A 15,399-nucleotide genomic window follows, 5' to 3' on the forward strand; every position below is an offset into this window, starting at 1 on the left:
GTCCTATTATTATTATAGTATATTTATATTTCTAAAATATAAATATACTATATAATAGCGGGGTAATAAAATGTTAGAAAAAATTTTTACTACAATACTACCTATCCTAATTCATATATTTGAGTTAATGGGAGTTATTGTATTAACAGTAGGCGCTTTTAAAGCTTTTTATCACTATGTAAAATCTAAATTTGGTAGAGAAGGCTATTCTCTTAAATATGAATTTGCAAATTCAATGATAACCGCACTTGAATTTAAACTTGCGGCTGAAATTTTAAAAACAGTTTTAGTTAAAACACTTGATGAATTAGTAATTTTAGCTTCTTTATTCTTATTAAGAGCATTAATGACTTTTATATTAGAACGTGAAATTAAACATAGTGAATCTCATAATGCTGTCTAGAGTAAAACTTAATTTTACACTAAACTTCATATTACATAAATTTTAATATTACATGTCAACAAAAATGGTTGTATCAAAACTAGTCTATTTTTTAAAATAGTGCTAATGAGTAACACTTCTTATATTTCTAAGTATTTTATCTCTATTTTGATTTTGATACAACCTCTATTATTTTATTAAACTATGTTTACCTATACTATTTATTTTTACTATTCTATATTTGCAATTAAATTATCTAAGTCAACTAACTTATTTGTTAATTTTGCTATAATCCTTTATAAACTTTTCTATTCCTGCATCTGTTAATGGATGTTTTGCCATGGCTTCTATTTGCGAATAAGGTATTGTTGCAATATCTACTCCTGATAAAATACACTCTAAGATATGCTCTTTAGTTCTTATGCTGGCAGCAATTATCTCTGTATTAAACCCGTAATTTTTTTTAGCTATAATTAAATTTTTAATTAAATCCATTCCATTAAGTCCAATATCATCAAGCCTTCCAACAAAAGGACTTATATATGTGGCACCAGCCTTAGAAGCTAAAACACCTTGATGAACACTAAAAATTAATGTAACATTAGTTTTTATTCCTTCTCTTGAAAGAGTTCTAACTGCATTTAACCCTTCTAATGTCATTGGAATTTTAATTACAATATTTTTATTTATTTTTGATAATTTTCTAGCTTCTTCAATCATTCCTTTAGTATCTAAGCTCATAACTTCAGCACTTATTGGTCCATCTACAATGGTACTTATTTCTGTAATTATATCTACCATTTCTCTATTTTCTTTTGCAACTAGCGATGGATTTGTTGTAACACCATCAATTAATCCCATATCATTTGCCTTTTTTATTTGTTCAATATTTGCCGTATCTATAAAAATCTTCATATCATCTTCTCCTTTTATATAATTTATTAATATTATCTATATTTTTAACAACTTAATTAAATATATGTCTAACTATTTAGGTTATATGATATGAAACTTAGCTTTTTATTATTCCACACTAATATTTAAATAAATATTCTGTACTAAAACTATAATCTATCAATTATTTTTATACATCATAAATAAATAACACCTAGCAAGTTTAAATCTTCTTACTAGGTGCTATTTATTTAATAAAAAATATTTTTATTACTATATATTAATAAATAACTTTATAATATTAATTTTTTCTTTGATTTAGCTATTATCTTTTCAACTATAGGATCAAAAAGCTCTGCTATCTCTTCCTCTTCTTCAATATGATCTAAATCTCCATAATTAGTAATTGCTCTATGCATTGGTAGTTCTCCTAATAGATCTACCTTCATATCATTTAAGAATTTTTCTGTATTTTCACCATTAAATAATTTAATAGTTTTATCGCAATCTGGACATTTAATATAACTCATGTTTTCAATTACCCCAAATATATCTATATTCATTTTTCTTGCCATATTAATTGATTTAGAAACTATCATAGATATCATATCTTGAGGAATAGACACCATTACTACTCCTTTTATAGGAATAGTTTGCATAACAGTTAAAGGAACATCGCCAGTACCTGGTGGCATATCAATTATTAGATAATCTAACTCACCCCAATATACTCCAGTCCAAAATTGCTTAACTACACTTACTATAGCTGGTCCTCTCCAAATAACTGCCTCATCTTCTTTTTCAACAACAAGATTTAAAGACATCACCTTAATTCCTTCACTGCTTTCAACAGGATAAATAAGTGTTTCTGTTCCTCTTGCTCTCTCTTCTTCTATATGAAGTAATCTTGGTATACTTGGTCCTGTTATATCTGCATCTAATATACCAACTCTATATCCTCTTTGAGCTAATTGTCTAGCTATCATAACTGACATAGTAGATTTACCTACTCCACCTTTACCACTCATTACAGCTATTATATTCTTTATTTTATTTTGCTCATTATTTTCAATTCCACATTGCGTTTCATCTTTTCCACATGAACCATGACTTGGACATGTATTACAGTTTCCCATTTATTTCACCTCATTTTATAAACTCTTTTTATATTTATTTATCATAAGTTTATTCCTAATATTTTTCTTTGTCAAATATGAAAAAAACTTCCTCAAAAGAATAGAAATAATTCCAATCTCTTGAGAAAGTTTATATTATGATGTTTGTTTTAACATATAGTTTTTCCAATCACCATTCTTTATGTAAATGCTATTTTTATTGAAAATAGCTTCATCATTCATAGCATAATAATAAACATAACAACTTTCAATACTTCCATCTAAAAGCTCAACATCCATTACTATTCTATTATATTCATTTCTACTATCATTAACCCCATAGTAATTCTCCATTTTATCCATAGGAATCATTACACTTTCAAAATCATTTAAAGTCATTACTTCTCCAAATACCTCATCATCACCTTCCATCAATGCTGGATATCCCTTATGAGGCATATGATATAACTTTCCTTTAACTTTTCCAATTTTAGAGTCTGATACTTTTCCCATCAAATATTTATCGTAGTTAAAAAAACCTGTTCTTAAGCTACCATAAACAAATATCTTCTTTGGTTGTATTGGTTCTAACATCTTAGCAAATAGCTCCACCAACAGCTTTAATATCTTCTGAATTTTCTACTGCTGCTTTTATTGATAATTCTAGCCCTTTTGAGATATCAATTGTGCTCATTGATGGCTTTTCTGGTTTATCAACTACTTGTGATGGGATGTATGGAACGTGTATAAATCCTGCTCTTATATTTGGATATTTCTTATCTACTAAGTATAATACACCATACATAACATGGTTACATACAAAAGTTCCTGCCGTATTTGAAACTGATGCTGGAATTCCATTACTCTTCATTTCATTAACCATAGCCTTTATTGGTAGGTTAGAAAAATATGCTGGTGCTCCATCTTCATAAATAGTGATATCTAACGGTTGATTTCCTTCATTATCTTCAATTCTTGCATCATCTAAGTTTATTGCAACCCTTTCTGGAGTTATTCCAAATCTTCCTCCAGCTTGTCCTACAGAAATTACTATATCAGGATTATGTTCTTCTATAGCTTCTTCAATTTTAGCTAAAGATTTTCTAAATACTGTTGGTATTTCAAGCTTAATTACTTCAGCTCCTGAAATAGTATTTGGTAATAATTTAACTGCTTCTAGTGCTGGATTAATTGCTTCTCCTCCAAATGGATCAAATCCTGTTATTAAAACTTTCATCTCTATCTTCTCCCTTTTCACTTTTTCTTCCTTGGTAAAATTTAATTAATCTCTACCTGACGAATTATGAGATATTCCCTAAAGCATAAAATCTTTAGAAAATACCTCATATACATTATAACATATTAAATTTATTTTTTAATTAAAATGCTAAGAAATACATTAAAACAATATGTATTGCTAATAAAATTAATGCTACTGGTGCTTGGTGCTTGATTATTGAATTTTTATCTTCAATTTCAAGTAACGCTGCTGGCATTATGTTAAAGTTAGCTGCCATTGGAGTTAATAATGTTCCACAGTAACCTGCTGTTAATGCTAAAGCTCCTGCGATTGCAACATTAGCTCCTTGTGCAAATACAAATGGTATACCTATACCAACTGTTATTACAGAGAATGCTGCAAAAGCATTTCCCATTATCATTGTAAATAATGCCATTCCTACACAATAAGCAGTAACTCCTATGAATATATTCCCTTGTGGTAATACACTTGATATTCCTGAAGAAATTACATCTCCAACTCCTGCTGCTGTAAATAACGCTCCAAGCGCTGCTAATAATTGTGGTAATATACTAACTGATCCTACTGATTGAAGCATTCTATCTGATTCTTCAACTAATACTCTTGGTTTTGCTTTAGTAATAATAAATGTAACTATTACTGCAATAACTGCCGCTACACCTATAGCTGCTGTTCCTGAAATTGGTGTAAATTGTGCAATACCTAATGCTGCTAAAGCTATAATTAATGATGGTACAAATACCTTAAGCCCTAACTTTTCAGCTTGCTCTTCCCCAAATTTTTCATCTAACGCTTTAACAGTTCCTGGTTTAACTTGCTTAGTTAAAGTAAGTACTGCTATAACTACTAATGTTGCACCAACTAGTGCTGGTGGTATTGATGGTCCAAATATAAATATTATTCCAAGTAAAGCCCAAAATAATGCTGTTCCTATTTTAGCCTTATGATTTTTATCTTTTAATGTTAATACAGCTGTATTTAACATCATAATTCCAATTATTATGTAGAAAATCTCTAATAATGTATTAGAAATTGCTGCAAAATCCATACTTTTTTCCTCCTTAGTGACTATTTATTCTTTTTGCCAAATTGTCTTTCTAACTGCTTGTCCAGTAAAATATTTTGAACTAATACTAATACAAATGCAATTATCGCTACTGGAATCGATGCCTTTGCAATATCTAATCCTGTTGTTGCATATCCTAATTCACTTAATGTATTAGAAATTAATAAAACTCCTGAACTAGCTAGGAATAAGTTTTGCCCATAGAAATTACCGTAGTTATCCATAGAAGCTGCTGCTGCTTTAATTTTAGCTTCTGTTTTTTTATCTAATTTTCCATACTTACTTATTGCTGCTCCTTGAGCCATTGGATTTATTAAAGGTCTAACAAATTGAGGATGTCCACTTATTCTTAATGACATAGCTCCAGCAATTTGTCTTATTAAACAATAAAGTGTTAAAAGCTTTCCTGTTGAAAGATTTTTTACTTGCTTTATTAATGAAACTGCTTTTTCTTTTAAACCATATCTTTCTGATATACCTATTACAGGTAACGTTAATATAAAAATTGTTATTAATCTTTGATTAACAAAAGTTTGTCCTAGTATTGTTAATATTTCATTTAAATCCATATTTGCTGCAAAACCTGTTACAAGTCCAGATATTATTATTACTGCAATACTATCAAGTTTTAATGCAAATCCTATAATTACTATTAAAATTCCTATTAATACCATTTCTTTCCCTCCATCATATGTTTATATAATATATATACATCTTTTTTCGACATTTGTCTACAGATTTATTTGCTATTTAATAACCTTTTATTAATACAACACCCTCTTTTTTAATATTTCATCAATAATTCCCCTTTACATCTATCACTCTATTTTTAATTTTTCATTTTTGTGCCATATTAAAATAAAATAAATATTGAATAAATATTCCACATTATTCAATATTTATTCATAATAAATATAATATAAATTTAATCCATATAGTAATTATGCTGTAAATAATCATAATAATAATCATAATAGTTGAAATCATAATAATTATTATAGTAATCCTTATAATAATTATCATAAAAGTTGTCCTTATGCTTTTTATGATTATCTAAATTATTTTTATATATATGATTATCTTTATATTTATTTTCATAATCTATAAAGCCACCTTTTTTATAATCATAATAATAGCTATAGGGATTTTCATAATCTGAATTATAATAGTAATGTCTAACTAAATCATAATCATTTATTTCTTCAGGATTAATTGTGTCTGCCTTGCAAATACTTATTTTCATTAAACTTATAATCAGTACTAAAAAAAATAACTTTTTCATTTTAATTTATCCTCCATTTATTAATATCTTATCTATATTGTGGACTTTTTATAACTTTTTATTTAATTATCTATGCGTATTTGAAGCTTTCCTAAAGATTTCTCCCTACCATCACTACCTACTCTTGTAATAATATAAATTTCATAAAAATCACCAATTACTTTAATATCATTTTCTTTTATGTATGAAAAAATAATATTATAATATTTTTTACTTTCATTATAATCATCATCAAAGTTTAAAGTTAAATATTTTCCTGCTGGAATTACTATTTTTTCATCACCTTTAAAATCAACATTTTTAGAAAAACTAAGCATCATATTTTTATAAATTATTTTATTATTTTTTATAAATTCATTATGATCAATAATAAATGCTAATTCTTTATTAAAATATGAATTATCCTTTTCAACTTCTGCTAACGCCTTACTTAAATTCACCTCAAATTCTTCTGTAAATCTATTAGTATTGTTGTATTTAACAAATTCTCTTTCACTATATTCTTTAATAAAAATTCTATTTAAGCCTTCTTCCAAAGTTTTTTTTATTCGTTCCTCTAAAAAATTAATATTATCTTTTATTCTATTTAATTCATTTATTTTTGTATCAATAATGTTCTTTTGCTTTCCTATAACATCTAATACCGATTCTAAAGAAGTATAATTTTCTATTATTATTTTTATTTCATCTAGAGATAGTCCCATAGATTTGCATTGCTTTATTAAATCAAGTATTACAAAGTCTTTTGCACTATAATATCTATATCCAGTATCCTCATTTATATATGATGGCTTAAGTAACCCTACTCTATCATAATGTCTTAAAGACTCTATGGTCATATTATGTATTTTGGCTACTTTTCCAATTGAATATTTTGTTTTCATAATATATTTCTCTCCCAATTATTAAATACATACTTATATTCCTTATTATACATTAATAACTTATACTTTAATAATTTATTGAAATCAAAATTAGGCTTACTCATAAACACCTTTTAAGCATTTATGAATAAGCCTAGTTTTATAATATATATTTCTTATTTAAACTCTTTATTAAGCATTAACTACCTTTGCAGTAGATGTCTTTATATCTGCAAGTAATTTAATTGTGATAAAAGTTAAACTTTCTGATACAATAGCACTTGCCCATATTCCAGTTACTCCAAACATTCTTCCAAGTACAAATAAACATATTGGTAAATACACCACTGATCTTAATAAACAACTTAAATTTGAATATTTAGGTGTTTCAATTGCTTGATAATATACAAGAGTATTTAGATTTAATCCTACTGCATAATAACTTAAACATGCTATTTTTAAAGCATCATATGACAATTGTGATATATACATATCATTTGTAAATATTGATATTAGCATTGGCCCAAAAACAAAACTTATAACTACAAAAAATGTAGTTATTAATATATTTGAAACATTTGTTATTTTAAAGAAACCTAACATCTTTTTACTATCTTTTCTTCCATAGTTATAACTTACAAGCGGTTGAACTCCTAAAGTTATTCCATAAAGCACCATATATATATTAGTAGTTAAATAATTTAATATACTATATGCTGATACTCCTATTTCTCCTACATAATTTACTAATGCTATATTATGAAGTAACACTATTATAGAATAACTACCTTGTGCAAAAAATGATGGAAATCCTATAGTACAAAATTCTTTTATTGTATCAATTGATAATTTTACATTTCCAAATGATAAATATCCTTTTTTCATCAAGAAATGTGGCAATATTATAGTAACAGTTATTATTTGTCCTAAACCAGTTGCAATAGCTGCTCCCTTTATTCCCATTCCTAATTTAAAAATAAAAATATAATCCAATGCTATATTAGTTATTGCACCACTTATTGTAGATATCATTGCAAGCTTTGGTCTACCATCATTTCTTACAAAACTATTAAGTACTATTCCTATTAAATTAGGAATGCAAAATAATGCATAAAACCTTAAATAATCAACAGCTAATGGTTTTAAAATTTCTGTTGCTCCTAAAAGACTTACTATTTGCTTAGTAAAAATAATACAAATTAAACTAATTATTAAACTAAATATTAAAAGCGACTTAAAAACCTGTCTAAAAATATTTACTGCTTTATTTACCTTATTAGCTCCAATATTTTTAGAAACTAATGCTCCTCCACCTATTGCAAACATAGATGCTAGTCCAAATAGCATTACTGTAAATGGTAATACTATATTTACAGCCGCTAATGCTGAATCTCCAACACCTTGTCCAACAAATATACCATCAATTACTGTATATAATGAGGAAATAAACATTGCTAATGCTGATGGAATAGCATATTTAAAAAATTCCTTCTTCAACAATACCACCTTCTTCTATTTTTTATCCTTACACATTATAAACTCTTGTGTAACAAAAGAGTCAATATATTTTAAATAAAAATATTTATTTCTTAGAGTTAAAACATTACTTAATCTAACATTAGAATTTATTATATTTGCTAATAATCATCTTCTATTACTCTCATACATATCTATAATATCCTTAAAATATATACTATTTAGTTCATCAATGAATTCATCTTTTAATTCATCAAAACTTCTATCTTGTATTAGATTAACTATAAATGCCATACTATTCCATTCATCATTTTCATATTTAAAATTTAGACTTTTACAAGTAGCAGGCAAATTCTTTTCTACAGTCTTTTCTATTATATTTTTTCTTGAGTATATTAACTCTAAAGATTTAATTAAATTACTTTTATCTGGAGCCACCCTTTTTAAATAACAATCTATACCATAATCTTTTTTAACAAATCTATAGAATTTCATTATATTACAAATACTACTAATCCATTTATTTTCTTCAAATCTTGATATTTCCCTAAATTCTCTAATTAATATTCGTGTCCTTTTTTCTTCTAAATTTCCTGATATAAATTCTTTTATCTGCTTATCCATCCATCTTATTATAAAATCTTTTTCCGGAACTAATGAGTTATTTTCATAATAAGAATTAAGTGATTCATATTTATATATAGGTATAAAATAATTATCATCAATTATTTTGTAGTAATAAATTTCTTTATAATCAGAATTAGCTATTAATTCTTCATATTTTTTATAATTTTCCTTCCAATTATAAAAATTAATATCCCAAATAAATCCTATTGAATTTAACTTCTCTACAAACTCTTCCCCTAATATTTGTTTTTTATAAAGCGTTCTTTGAAGATTAACCCAACTATATAACCTTGAATACTCTAAATTTTTTGGAACATTTAAATGGTTATTAACCTCTTTAAATTTAAGTAAACTTTCAAATGATTTTTCCCAGTTATAAGTTATTTTTCTTTCAATATTCTTAAGCTCATATATAATATTTTCATGTTCCTCATATAAAGAAAATCTTATATTATAATCTTCAAGTCCTAGTTGATGTCTATAGATATTATTAATAGAAGTTGATACTTCCAACTTTTTTCTAAAATTAATCAATTCCAAATTATCTATATTATCTACAAAATCAAATACAACAGGACTATCCCCCTCATAATCACTACTTAGACATCTTCCTAATTGTTGATAATATATACTTGGTGATTTAGTGTTTCTAAGCATAATAATTCCGCTAATGTCTTTTATATGTATTCCTTCATTAAGTTTGCTTATTGCGAAAAGAAGTTTTACTTGATTTTCATCATTAACTCTTTCAAAAGCTTCCAAAATTTCTTTGCTATTAGACTTTTCAGACGTTACAGTATAACAACTTACTTTCTTTTCACAAGATAAAATATTTTCAAACCACTGAACTACTACCTCTTTCATTTCTTTTAAATGCTTATTATTTTCACAAAAAACTATAAACTTTAACCTTTTTCCCTTAGGTAGATGTTTCTTTATAATATTTTCTATATTGTTTTCTCTCTCCCATAGTTTTTTATATAAATTTAACTCATTTATATATTCTTCCTTATCACTTTTTGAAATATTAAGCTTCTTCATTAACTTCAACTTCTTATCTATTTCAATATCTAAGTTATACATGGCAGAAACATAGACTGGCATTGGAAGTATTCTTCTAACGATTGCATCTGATAATCCTAAAGGCGTCGTTGAATTACCATGAAGTAATTCTTTTATCATATCTCTATTATCATCTAGAAATCTAATAGGTGTAGCAGATAACCCAACAACCTTTGCTTCTTTATTTTCATTTAAAATATACTTAACTGCTTGTCCCCACTTTTCTGCTCCTGCTCTATGTAATTCATCTAATACAATTAACTTAATTTTTAAATCATTTAATTTTCCCTTAAAATATAAAGATGAAAATTTACTATAAGTATAAAATTTGCATTTTTTCACACTCCATGGAGCTAATTTCTTTAATCTATCTAATATTTCATTAGTTGGAGCTAAAATTATTTTATCTTCTTTTATATAATCAAAAAGTAATTGAAGTATAATATAACTTTTTCCAGTACCAGTTGCATTTGGTACTGCAACTCTATTATTTTTTTCGAATACTGCTTTTATCTCCTTATATGTATATCGATTATGTGGTCTTAAATCTGGTAACAAAATAACTTCATCTATATTGTCACTATAATTATTTATTAACTCTTCAATATAATCAAAACTCTCTAATGACATATTAGTCTTATTAAATATATTTATTTTTTCTACATAACCATTTACAGATATTATCATAAAATAATTACAATTATATTTTCTACTTGCTTCTTCTTCAAATTTTTTTAATTCTTCTCTTATAATATGATTTCCTAAAGGGTTTAATATATTTTTTGCTTGAACAATCCAAATAATTTTATTGGGATTATTGGGCCTAGATAAAAGTATGTCTGCTCCCCCATCATATGCTCCACCTTTTATAGTTGCTATAAAACCATTTCCTTCAAATAAAAATTCTAAATATTCTTCAAAAACTATACCCTTTATTTTTTTATCAATATTATTTAACTTTTCTTTTATTAGGTAACACTGTCTATTCTTTGTTAATTTCTTAAGTTCAAGTAATATTTTTTCTTTTTCATTCATCTATATTTCTTTGACTCCTATACTGAATAAATAATTCCATAATAAGTTATATTATAACTTATATAATTCTCATTGTGCTTTTTCAAGTATAATTAAATATTTTATAGATTAGATCTTTGTAATGTGGATATAATTCATACTAATTAAATTTATGCAAATAATAACATAATGAAAGGAGATGAAATTATGAAATCATGGGTTAAGACATTAATCGTAATTGCTGTAATATTAATCATTATAGCTATTCCTACAATCTCAAGTTATAATAATTTAGTTACTCTTGAACAAGCAGTAGATATTTCTGAATCCAATATAGATACCCAACTTCAAAGGCGTTCAGATTTGATTCCTAATTTAGTTAATACAGTTAAAGGATATGCTTCACAAGAAAAAGATATATTTACAGATATAGCTAATGCACGTAGTAAGTTAGCTGGTGCAACTAATGTTAATGATCAAGCTAATGCAGATAATGAGTTAAGTAATGCACTTTCAAGATTACTAGTTGTTGTTGAAAATTATCCTGATTTAAAATCTAATCAAAACTTCATTGATTTAAGTGTTCAATTAGAAGGAACTGAAAATAGAATAGCTATTGCAAGACAAGATTATAACACTGCTGTTACTGAATATAACACAAAGAGAAAAAGTTTTCCTACAAATATTGTAGCTTCAATATTTAATTTTAAGGAAAAACCTTTATATAAAGCAAACCAAGATGCACAAAATGTTCCTGAAGTTGATTTTTCTAGTTAAATATGAAATATATTAAAAATAAGTTCAAATTATTTTTTTCTATTCTCTTAATTATTTTATGTAGTGCATCTTTTATTACTAAAGCTAATGATGCTTTTCCATCTCCTACAAACTTAAAATATGTTAATGACTATGCAAATATAATAAGTGATTCATATAAAGAAAAAATAGTTTCAATAGGTAAAGAATTAGAAGATAAAACTACAGCCCAAGCTGTTGTAGTCGTAATTAATTCTACTAATAATATTCCTATCGAAGACTATTGTAATAAACTTTTTAGAAACTGGGGAATAGGTCAAAGTGACAAAGATAATGGATTATTACTACTAGTTGCTATAAACGATAGAACCTTCAGAGTTGAAGTTGGTCGTGGCCTTGAAGGAGCTATTCCAGATGCTCTTAGCAATAGAATAATGGATTCAATAGCTAAGCCTGAATTTAAACAAGGTAATTATGAAGAAGGTATTTTAAATTCTTACGCTAGCTTATGTGACTATATTGCAACTGAGTATGGAATTACATTAGATAAATCATATGATTCGTCTGTATCTAATACTACTAATTCTAAAACTTCAAATAATAAAGAATTTGGTTTTATTGGAGTAGCTTTTTTTATACTTATATTTTTTGATTTATTTTTTAATAAAGGTAGGATTATATCATCATTACTTCAACTACTATTTTGGAATGATTTCTTTGGTGGAAGAAGAGGTGGTGGTGGTGGATTCGGTGGCGGAAACTCAAATTCTGGCGGTGGATTTGGCAACTTCGGAGGTGGTTCATCAAATGGTGGAGGTTCCTCTGGTAATTGGTAATATTAATAAATAAAATGATTAAAGAGAATTGAAAACTAATTTATATTTTAGTCTTCAATTCTCTTATTTTTAATTATCTGAGTTTTAATCTTAGAAATATTATTAAATCGTTATTTTTTCTTTCTAGAGAATACAGCACCTACTACAGCTAATATAGTACCAAATACCCCTACTGCAGCTGCTGATCTTCCACCTGTTTGTGGTAATTTACCATTAGCAGATGAATTCCCACTATCACTTGAATTACTAACTACTTTATTAGAATTGCTATTGCTTACTATATTATTTGAACTATTGTTGCTTGAAGCATTATTTCCTGAATTACTACTTCCAGCATTAGATTGTAATGAACTAATAGCAGTTCTTAAGTTAGCCTCGGCCTTTCCTACTTCTTCTTTAGTTGCATCTTCATTTGCAAATACTCTATTTGCTTCTTCTAATCCTCTTTCAACTGCTCTAAAGCTAGCTACTGTATATTTAGCACTATCTAAATTTTCAGCTTTATTTATTAAATCATTTAAAGCATCCTTATTTGGTTTTAATCTTAATTCTAAGAATGCTTTTAATAATGTTTCATAAGATTCTACAATTTCTGCTTCCATAGCATTTTCATCAGCTACTACACCATTTGATGCTTCTAAAGCTATAGCTAATTTATCCCAAGTTGATGCTATATACTTACTTGAATCTAAAGCCTCAATTCTCTCTAATAATTTTATTAAATTAGCTTTATCACCTTTCTTGAATTCTAGCATTTGCATTGCTTCACTTAATCTTTCAAATGATGCATCTACTTTTTCTTGAGTTGATGTATCACTAGCTAATAAATTCTTAGCTTCCTCAAGGGCTGCTTTAAATTCATTGACAACTGCAGGAACTATATTTTCAAGTTCTGCATCAGTTACTTCAGTAGCCATTTCTACAGCTATCTCTAAATGAGTCTTAATTACATCTACTGGTGGTGTAACTGGCTTTTTCTCTAAAGCCTTAATAGCTTCTTCTAATGTATTCTTTGCAGTGTCAACATCTTGTTGAGTTGCATCTGTACTAGCTAATACATTATTTGCAGCTTCTAATGCGCTAGTTAAATTAGCCCAACTTTCAGTTGTATAGTCACTTTCGATTAAAGTACCTACCTTGTCAACTATAACTTGTAATCCTGATTTATCAACCTCAATTACTGGAGGAACTTCATTTTCTCCAACTTTAATGTTTACAAAGTTAGATGAAACTGTTTTTCCATCTACAGTTAAATTAGCTATTACAGTAGTTGTACCTTCTGATACTCCAACCAACTTACCATCCATAATTTTAGCTACAGCTTCATCAGCAATAACATATTCAATTGTAGCATTTGATAAATCAGCCTTAGAACCATTACTCATTAATCCATTAACTAGCATTATAAATGAAGGTAATTCTCCACCTACCTCTAATTCATTTACTGATAAACTTAAGTTTACTTTATCAATAACTGGATTCGTTACAGTATTATCTATTTCAGTAACATAAATATTATCTAAAATAAGCTCTTGATATCCTGAACCTTTATCTACAGATAAATAGTAATCACTCTTATCTCCTGTAGTAAATGTCTCAGCTATACTATTAATGTTAGTATTTTGTCCTGATGCAACACCTGTGGCAGTTAAAGGAATGTTTAATACTGTTCCACCTGATACAGACTTAACATTAATTGAATATCCTGGAGCTGCATTTGCTAAAGAATAAATAAATCCTAATTCATAAGTTTTATTTGGTTCTAACTTAAACGTTGTTGAATCAGTTATAATCATTTGACCAGTTTCGCCTGATTGTTGATTAGTCTTTAATGAGAATCTACCATCAAGTACCCAAGTCATTTTTTGTCTTCCAAGTAAATCTTTTTCTGCTAAATGAGTTCTATTAGAGGTTCCTCTTCCTGGGGCTAAGAAGAATGGTGTAATACCTTCATCTACGTTTTCAAAGTCTTCATAGAATACATATCCCTCTTTATTAGTTTCTCCTGGATGTTCCCAAATTCTAAAATCATCAACTAAAACAGTACCATTTCCGGCTAAAGCTTCTAAAGAAATATCAGCTGTAGTTACACCTGCTGGTACAGTAAATTCAACTTCCATTCTTGCAAATCTGTCATCTAAATATTTAACGCCTTCACCTTGTCTAGTTTGAGATGCTCTATCCATAGTATTAGTTACAGTAGTATCTCCTATATGAGTAGTTAAAGTAACTTCTCTTCCTCCATCATTTTTTACCCATGCAGAAATTGAATAAGCTCTTCCTGGTACTAACCCTTCTATGCTTTGAGTTATTTTACCTTGCTTATCTGCAATTGAAACCACATCATTACCTTTTCTTCTTTGAACAGTTTCATTAACAAATGTTATGTGGTCTGTATTTCCTTCAGAAGATTCTCTATTCCATATTGACCAATCTTGAGCATCAAATCCTGGATCTTTAATTAATGAACCATAACCCCAATCATCTATTCTATCTTGAGCTACTTCTCCTTGAGTTATTATATAAGGAGTATTTTGTTCAACATCTAAAGTAACTTTTCCATCAACAATATCTACAGTTCCAACTTCAACTCTACCTAAGTCAGTTAATTCATAAACATGAACGTTAGATAATCCTGACCAAGAATCTGGTACATCCCATGTTGAAATAGTTCCAAATGGATTCCAGTGGTAAATCTTAGTATCTTGTTCTTCATCGAAGTTCCATTCTAAGAATAAATTAGTTTTACCCATACCAGTTGATCC

The 15,399-nt window shown here is 27.3% G+C and carries 14 protein-coding genes; 3 read left to right on the forward strand and 11 right to left on the reverse strand.

Annotation, left to right across the window (positions count from 1 at the left end; translation table 11 throughout):
* The first annotated feature begins 70 nt into the window (after positions 1–70).
* Complete coding sequence (locus HMPREF0216_RS02305; RefSeq protein WP_005210668.1) at positions 71–403, forward strand: DUF1622 domain-containing protein; 333 nt, start codon at positions 71–73, stop codon at positions 401–403.
* Between the two features lie 249 nt (positions 404–652).
* Here the strand turns inward: HMPREF0216_RS02305 and fsa are convergent, their stop codons facing one another.
* The 10 genes from fsa to HMPREF0216_RS02355 all read right to left on the reverse strand — a co-directional run bounded on the left by fsa (position 653) and on the right by HMPREF0216_RS02355 (position 11,063).
* Entirely contained in the window at positions 653–1,297 is a 645-nt protein-coding gene (gene fsa, locus HMPREF0216_RS02310; protein ID WP_005210669.1) for a fructose-6-phosphate aldolase, read from the reverse strand.
* 272 nt (positions 1,298–1,569) lie between these two features.
* Positions 1,570–2,412: an Mrp/NBP35 family ATP-binding protein gene (locus HMPREF0216_RS02315; RefSeq protein WP_005210670.1), complete on the reverse strand. Its 843-nt coding sequence runs from the start codon at positions 2,410–2,412 to the stop codon at positions 1,570–1,572.
* Positions 2,413–2,547: 135 nt separating this feature from the next.
* Entirely contained in the window at positions 2,548–2,985 is a 438-nt protein-coding gene (locus tag HMPREF0216_RS02320; protein ID WP_040418600.1) for a gamma-glutamylcyclotransferase family protein, read from the reverse strand.
* Position 2,986: 1 nt separating this feature from the next.
* A complete protein-coding gene (gene pcp, locus HMPREF0216_RS02325; RefSeq protein WP_040418602.1) occupies positions 2,987–3,628 on the reverse strand; it encodes a pyroglutamyl-peptidase I in 642 nt (213 codons plus the stop codon).
* 142 nt (positions 3,629–3,770) lie between these two features.
* Positions 3,771–4,700, reverse strand: a complete 930-nt coding sequence (locus HMPREF0216_RS02330; RefSeq protein WP_005210677.1) for a DUF979 domain-containing protein — start codon at positions 4,698–4,700, stop codon at positions 3,771–3,773.
* A gap of 20 nt (positions 4,701–4,720) precedes the next feature.
* Positions 4,721–5,392, reverse strand: coding sequence for a DUF969 domain-containing protein (locus HMPREF0216_RS02335; protein ID WP_005210680.1), 672 nt, complete (start codon positions 5,390–5,392; stop codon positions 4,721–4,723).
* A 251-nt stretch (positions 5,393–5,643) separates the two neighbouring features.
* Positions 5,644–6,000 carry a hypothetical protein gene (locus HMPREF0216_RS02340; protein WP_005210682.1) on the reverse strand — a complete coding sequence of 119 codons (357 nt, stop codon included), beginning with the start codon at positions 5,998–6,000 and terminating at the stop codon, positions 5,644–5,646.
* Between the two features lie 62 nt (positions 6,001–6,062).
* Positions 6,063–6,884: a MerR family transcriptional regulator gene (locus HMPREF0216_RS02345; RefSeq protein WP_005210684.1), complete on the reverse strand. Its 822-nt coding sequence runs from the start codon at positions 6,882–6,884 to the stop codon at positions 6,063–6,065.
* 171 nt (positions 6,885–7,055) lie between these two features.
* A complete protein-coding gene (locus tag HMPREF0216_RS02350) occupies positions 7,056–8,369 on the reverse strand; it encodes an MATE family efflux transporter (protein WP_005210686.1) in 1,314 nt (437 codons plus the stop codon).
* Between the two features lie 138 nt (positions 8,370–8,507).
* The gene (locus tag HMPREF0216_RS02355; protein WP_005210687.1) at positions 8,508–11,063 is read right to left on the reverse strand and encodes a DEAD/DEAH box helicase family protein; all 2,556 of its coding nucleotides are present in this window, start codon (positions 11,061–11,063) and stop codon (positions 8,508–8,510) included.
* 186 nt (positions 11,064–11,249) lie between these two features.
* Here HMPREF0216_RS02355 and HMPREF0216_RS02360 point away from each other — a divergent pair, with 186 nt between their 5' ends.
* Both HMPREF0216_RS02360 and HMPREF0216_RS02365 read left to right on the forward strand, forming a co-directional pair.
* Positions 11,250–11,819 carry a LemA family protein gene (locus HMPREF0216_RS02360; RefSeq protein ID WP_040418606.1) on the forward strand — a complete coding sequence of 190 codons (570 nt, stop codon included), beginning with the start codon at positions 11,250–11,252 and terminating at the stop codon, positions 11,817–11,819.
* 2 nt (positions 11,820–11,821) lie between these two features.
* On the forward strand, positions 11,822–12,634 hold the full coding sequence (locus HMPREF0216_RS02365; RefSeq protein ID WP_005210691.1) for a TPM domain-containing protein: 813 nt from the start codon (positions 11,822–11,824) through the stop codon (positions 12,632–12,634).
* Between the two features lie 110 nt (positions 12,635–12,744).
* On the opposite strand, the gene HMPREF0216_RS16195 is transcribed toward HMPREF0216_RS02365, so the two are convergent.
* Positions 12,745–15,399, reverse strand: a 2,655-nt coding sequence (locus HMPREF0216_RS16195) for a glycoside hydrolase family 101 beta sandwich domain-containing protein (protein WP_005210693.1), incomplete at its 5' end; no start/stop codon positions are given.

The sequence above is a fragment of the Clostridium celatum DSM 1785 genome (genome assembly GCF_000320405.1).
Taxonomy (GTDB): Bacteria; Bacillota; Clostridia; order Clostridiales; family Clostridiaceae; genus Clostridium; species Clostridium celatum.

What these genes read in the sequence shown, in the direction of transcription:
- HMPREF0216_RS02365 (WP_005210691.1), top strand. Translation starts at nt 11,822, where the DNA reads ATGAAATATATTAAAAATAAGTTCAAATTATTTTTTTCTATTCTCTTA.
- HMPREF0216_RS02320 (WP_040418600.1), bottom strand. Translation starts at nt 2,985, where the DNA reads ATGTTAGAACCAATACAACCAAAGAAGATATTTGTTTATGGTAGCTTA.
- pcp (WP_040418602.1), bottom strand. Translation starts at nt 3,628, where the DNA reads ATGAAAGTTTTAATAACAGGATTTGATCCATTTGGAGGAGAAGCAATT.
- HMPREF0216_RS02340 (WP_005210682.1), bottom strand. Translation starts at nt 6,000, where the DNA reads ATGAAAAAGTTATTTTTTTTAGTACTGATTATAAGTTTAATGAAAATA.
- fsa (WP_005210669.1), bottom strand. Translation starts at nt 1,297, where the DNA reads ATGAAGATTTTTATAGATACGGCAAATATTGAACAAATAAAAAAGGCA.
- HMPREF0216_RS02330 (WP_005210677.1), bottom strand. Translation starts at nt 4,700, where the DNA reads ATGGATTTTGCAGCAATTTCTAATACATTATTAGAGATTTTCTACATA.
- HMPREF0216_RS02355 (WP_005210687.1), bottom strand. Translation starts at nt 11,063, where the DNA reads ATGAATGAAAAAGAAAAAATATTACTTGAACTTAAGAAATTAACAAAG.
- HMPREF0216_RS02305 (WP_005210668.1), top strand. Translation starts at nt 71, where the DNA reads ATGTTAGAAAAAATTTTTACTACAATACTACCTATCCTAATTCATATA.
- HMPREF0216_RS02360 (WP_040418606.1), top strand. Translation starts at nt 11,250, where the DNA reads ATGAAATCATGGGTTAAGACATTAATCGTAATTGCTGTAATATTAATC.
- HMPREF0216_RS02315 (WP_005210670.1), bottom strand. Translation starts at nt 2,412, where the DNA reads ATGGGAAACTGTAATACATGTCCAAGTCATGGTTCATGTGGAAAAGAT.
- HMPREF0216_RS02335 (WP_005210680.1), bottom strand. Translation starts at nt 5,392, where the DNA reads ATGGTATTAATAGGAATTTTAATAGTAATTATAGGATTTGCATTAAAA.
- HMPREF0216_RS02345 (WP_005210684.1), bottom strand. Translation starts at nt 6,884, where the DNA reads ATGAAAACAAAATATTCAATTGGAAAAGTAGCCAAAATACATAATATG.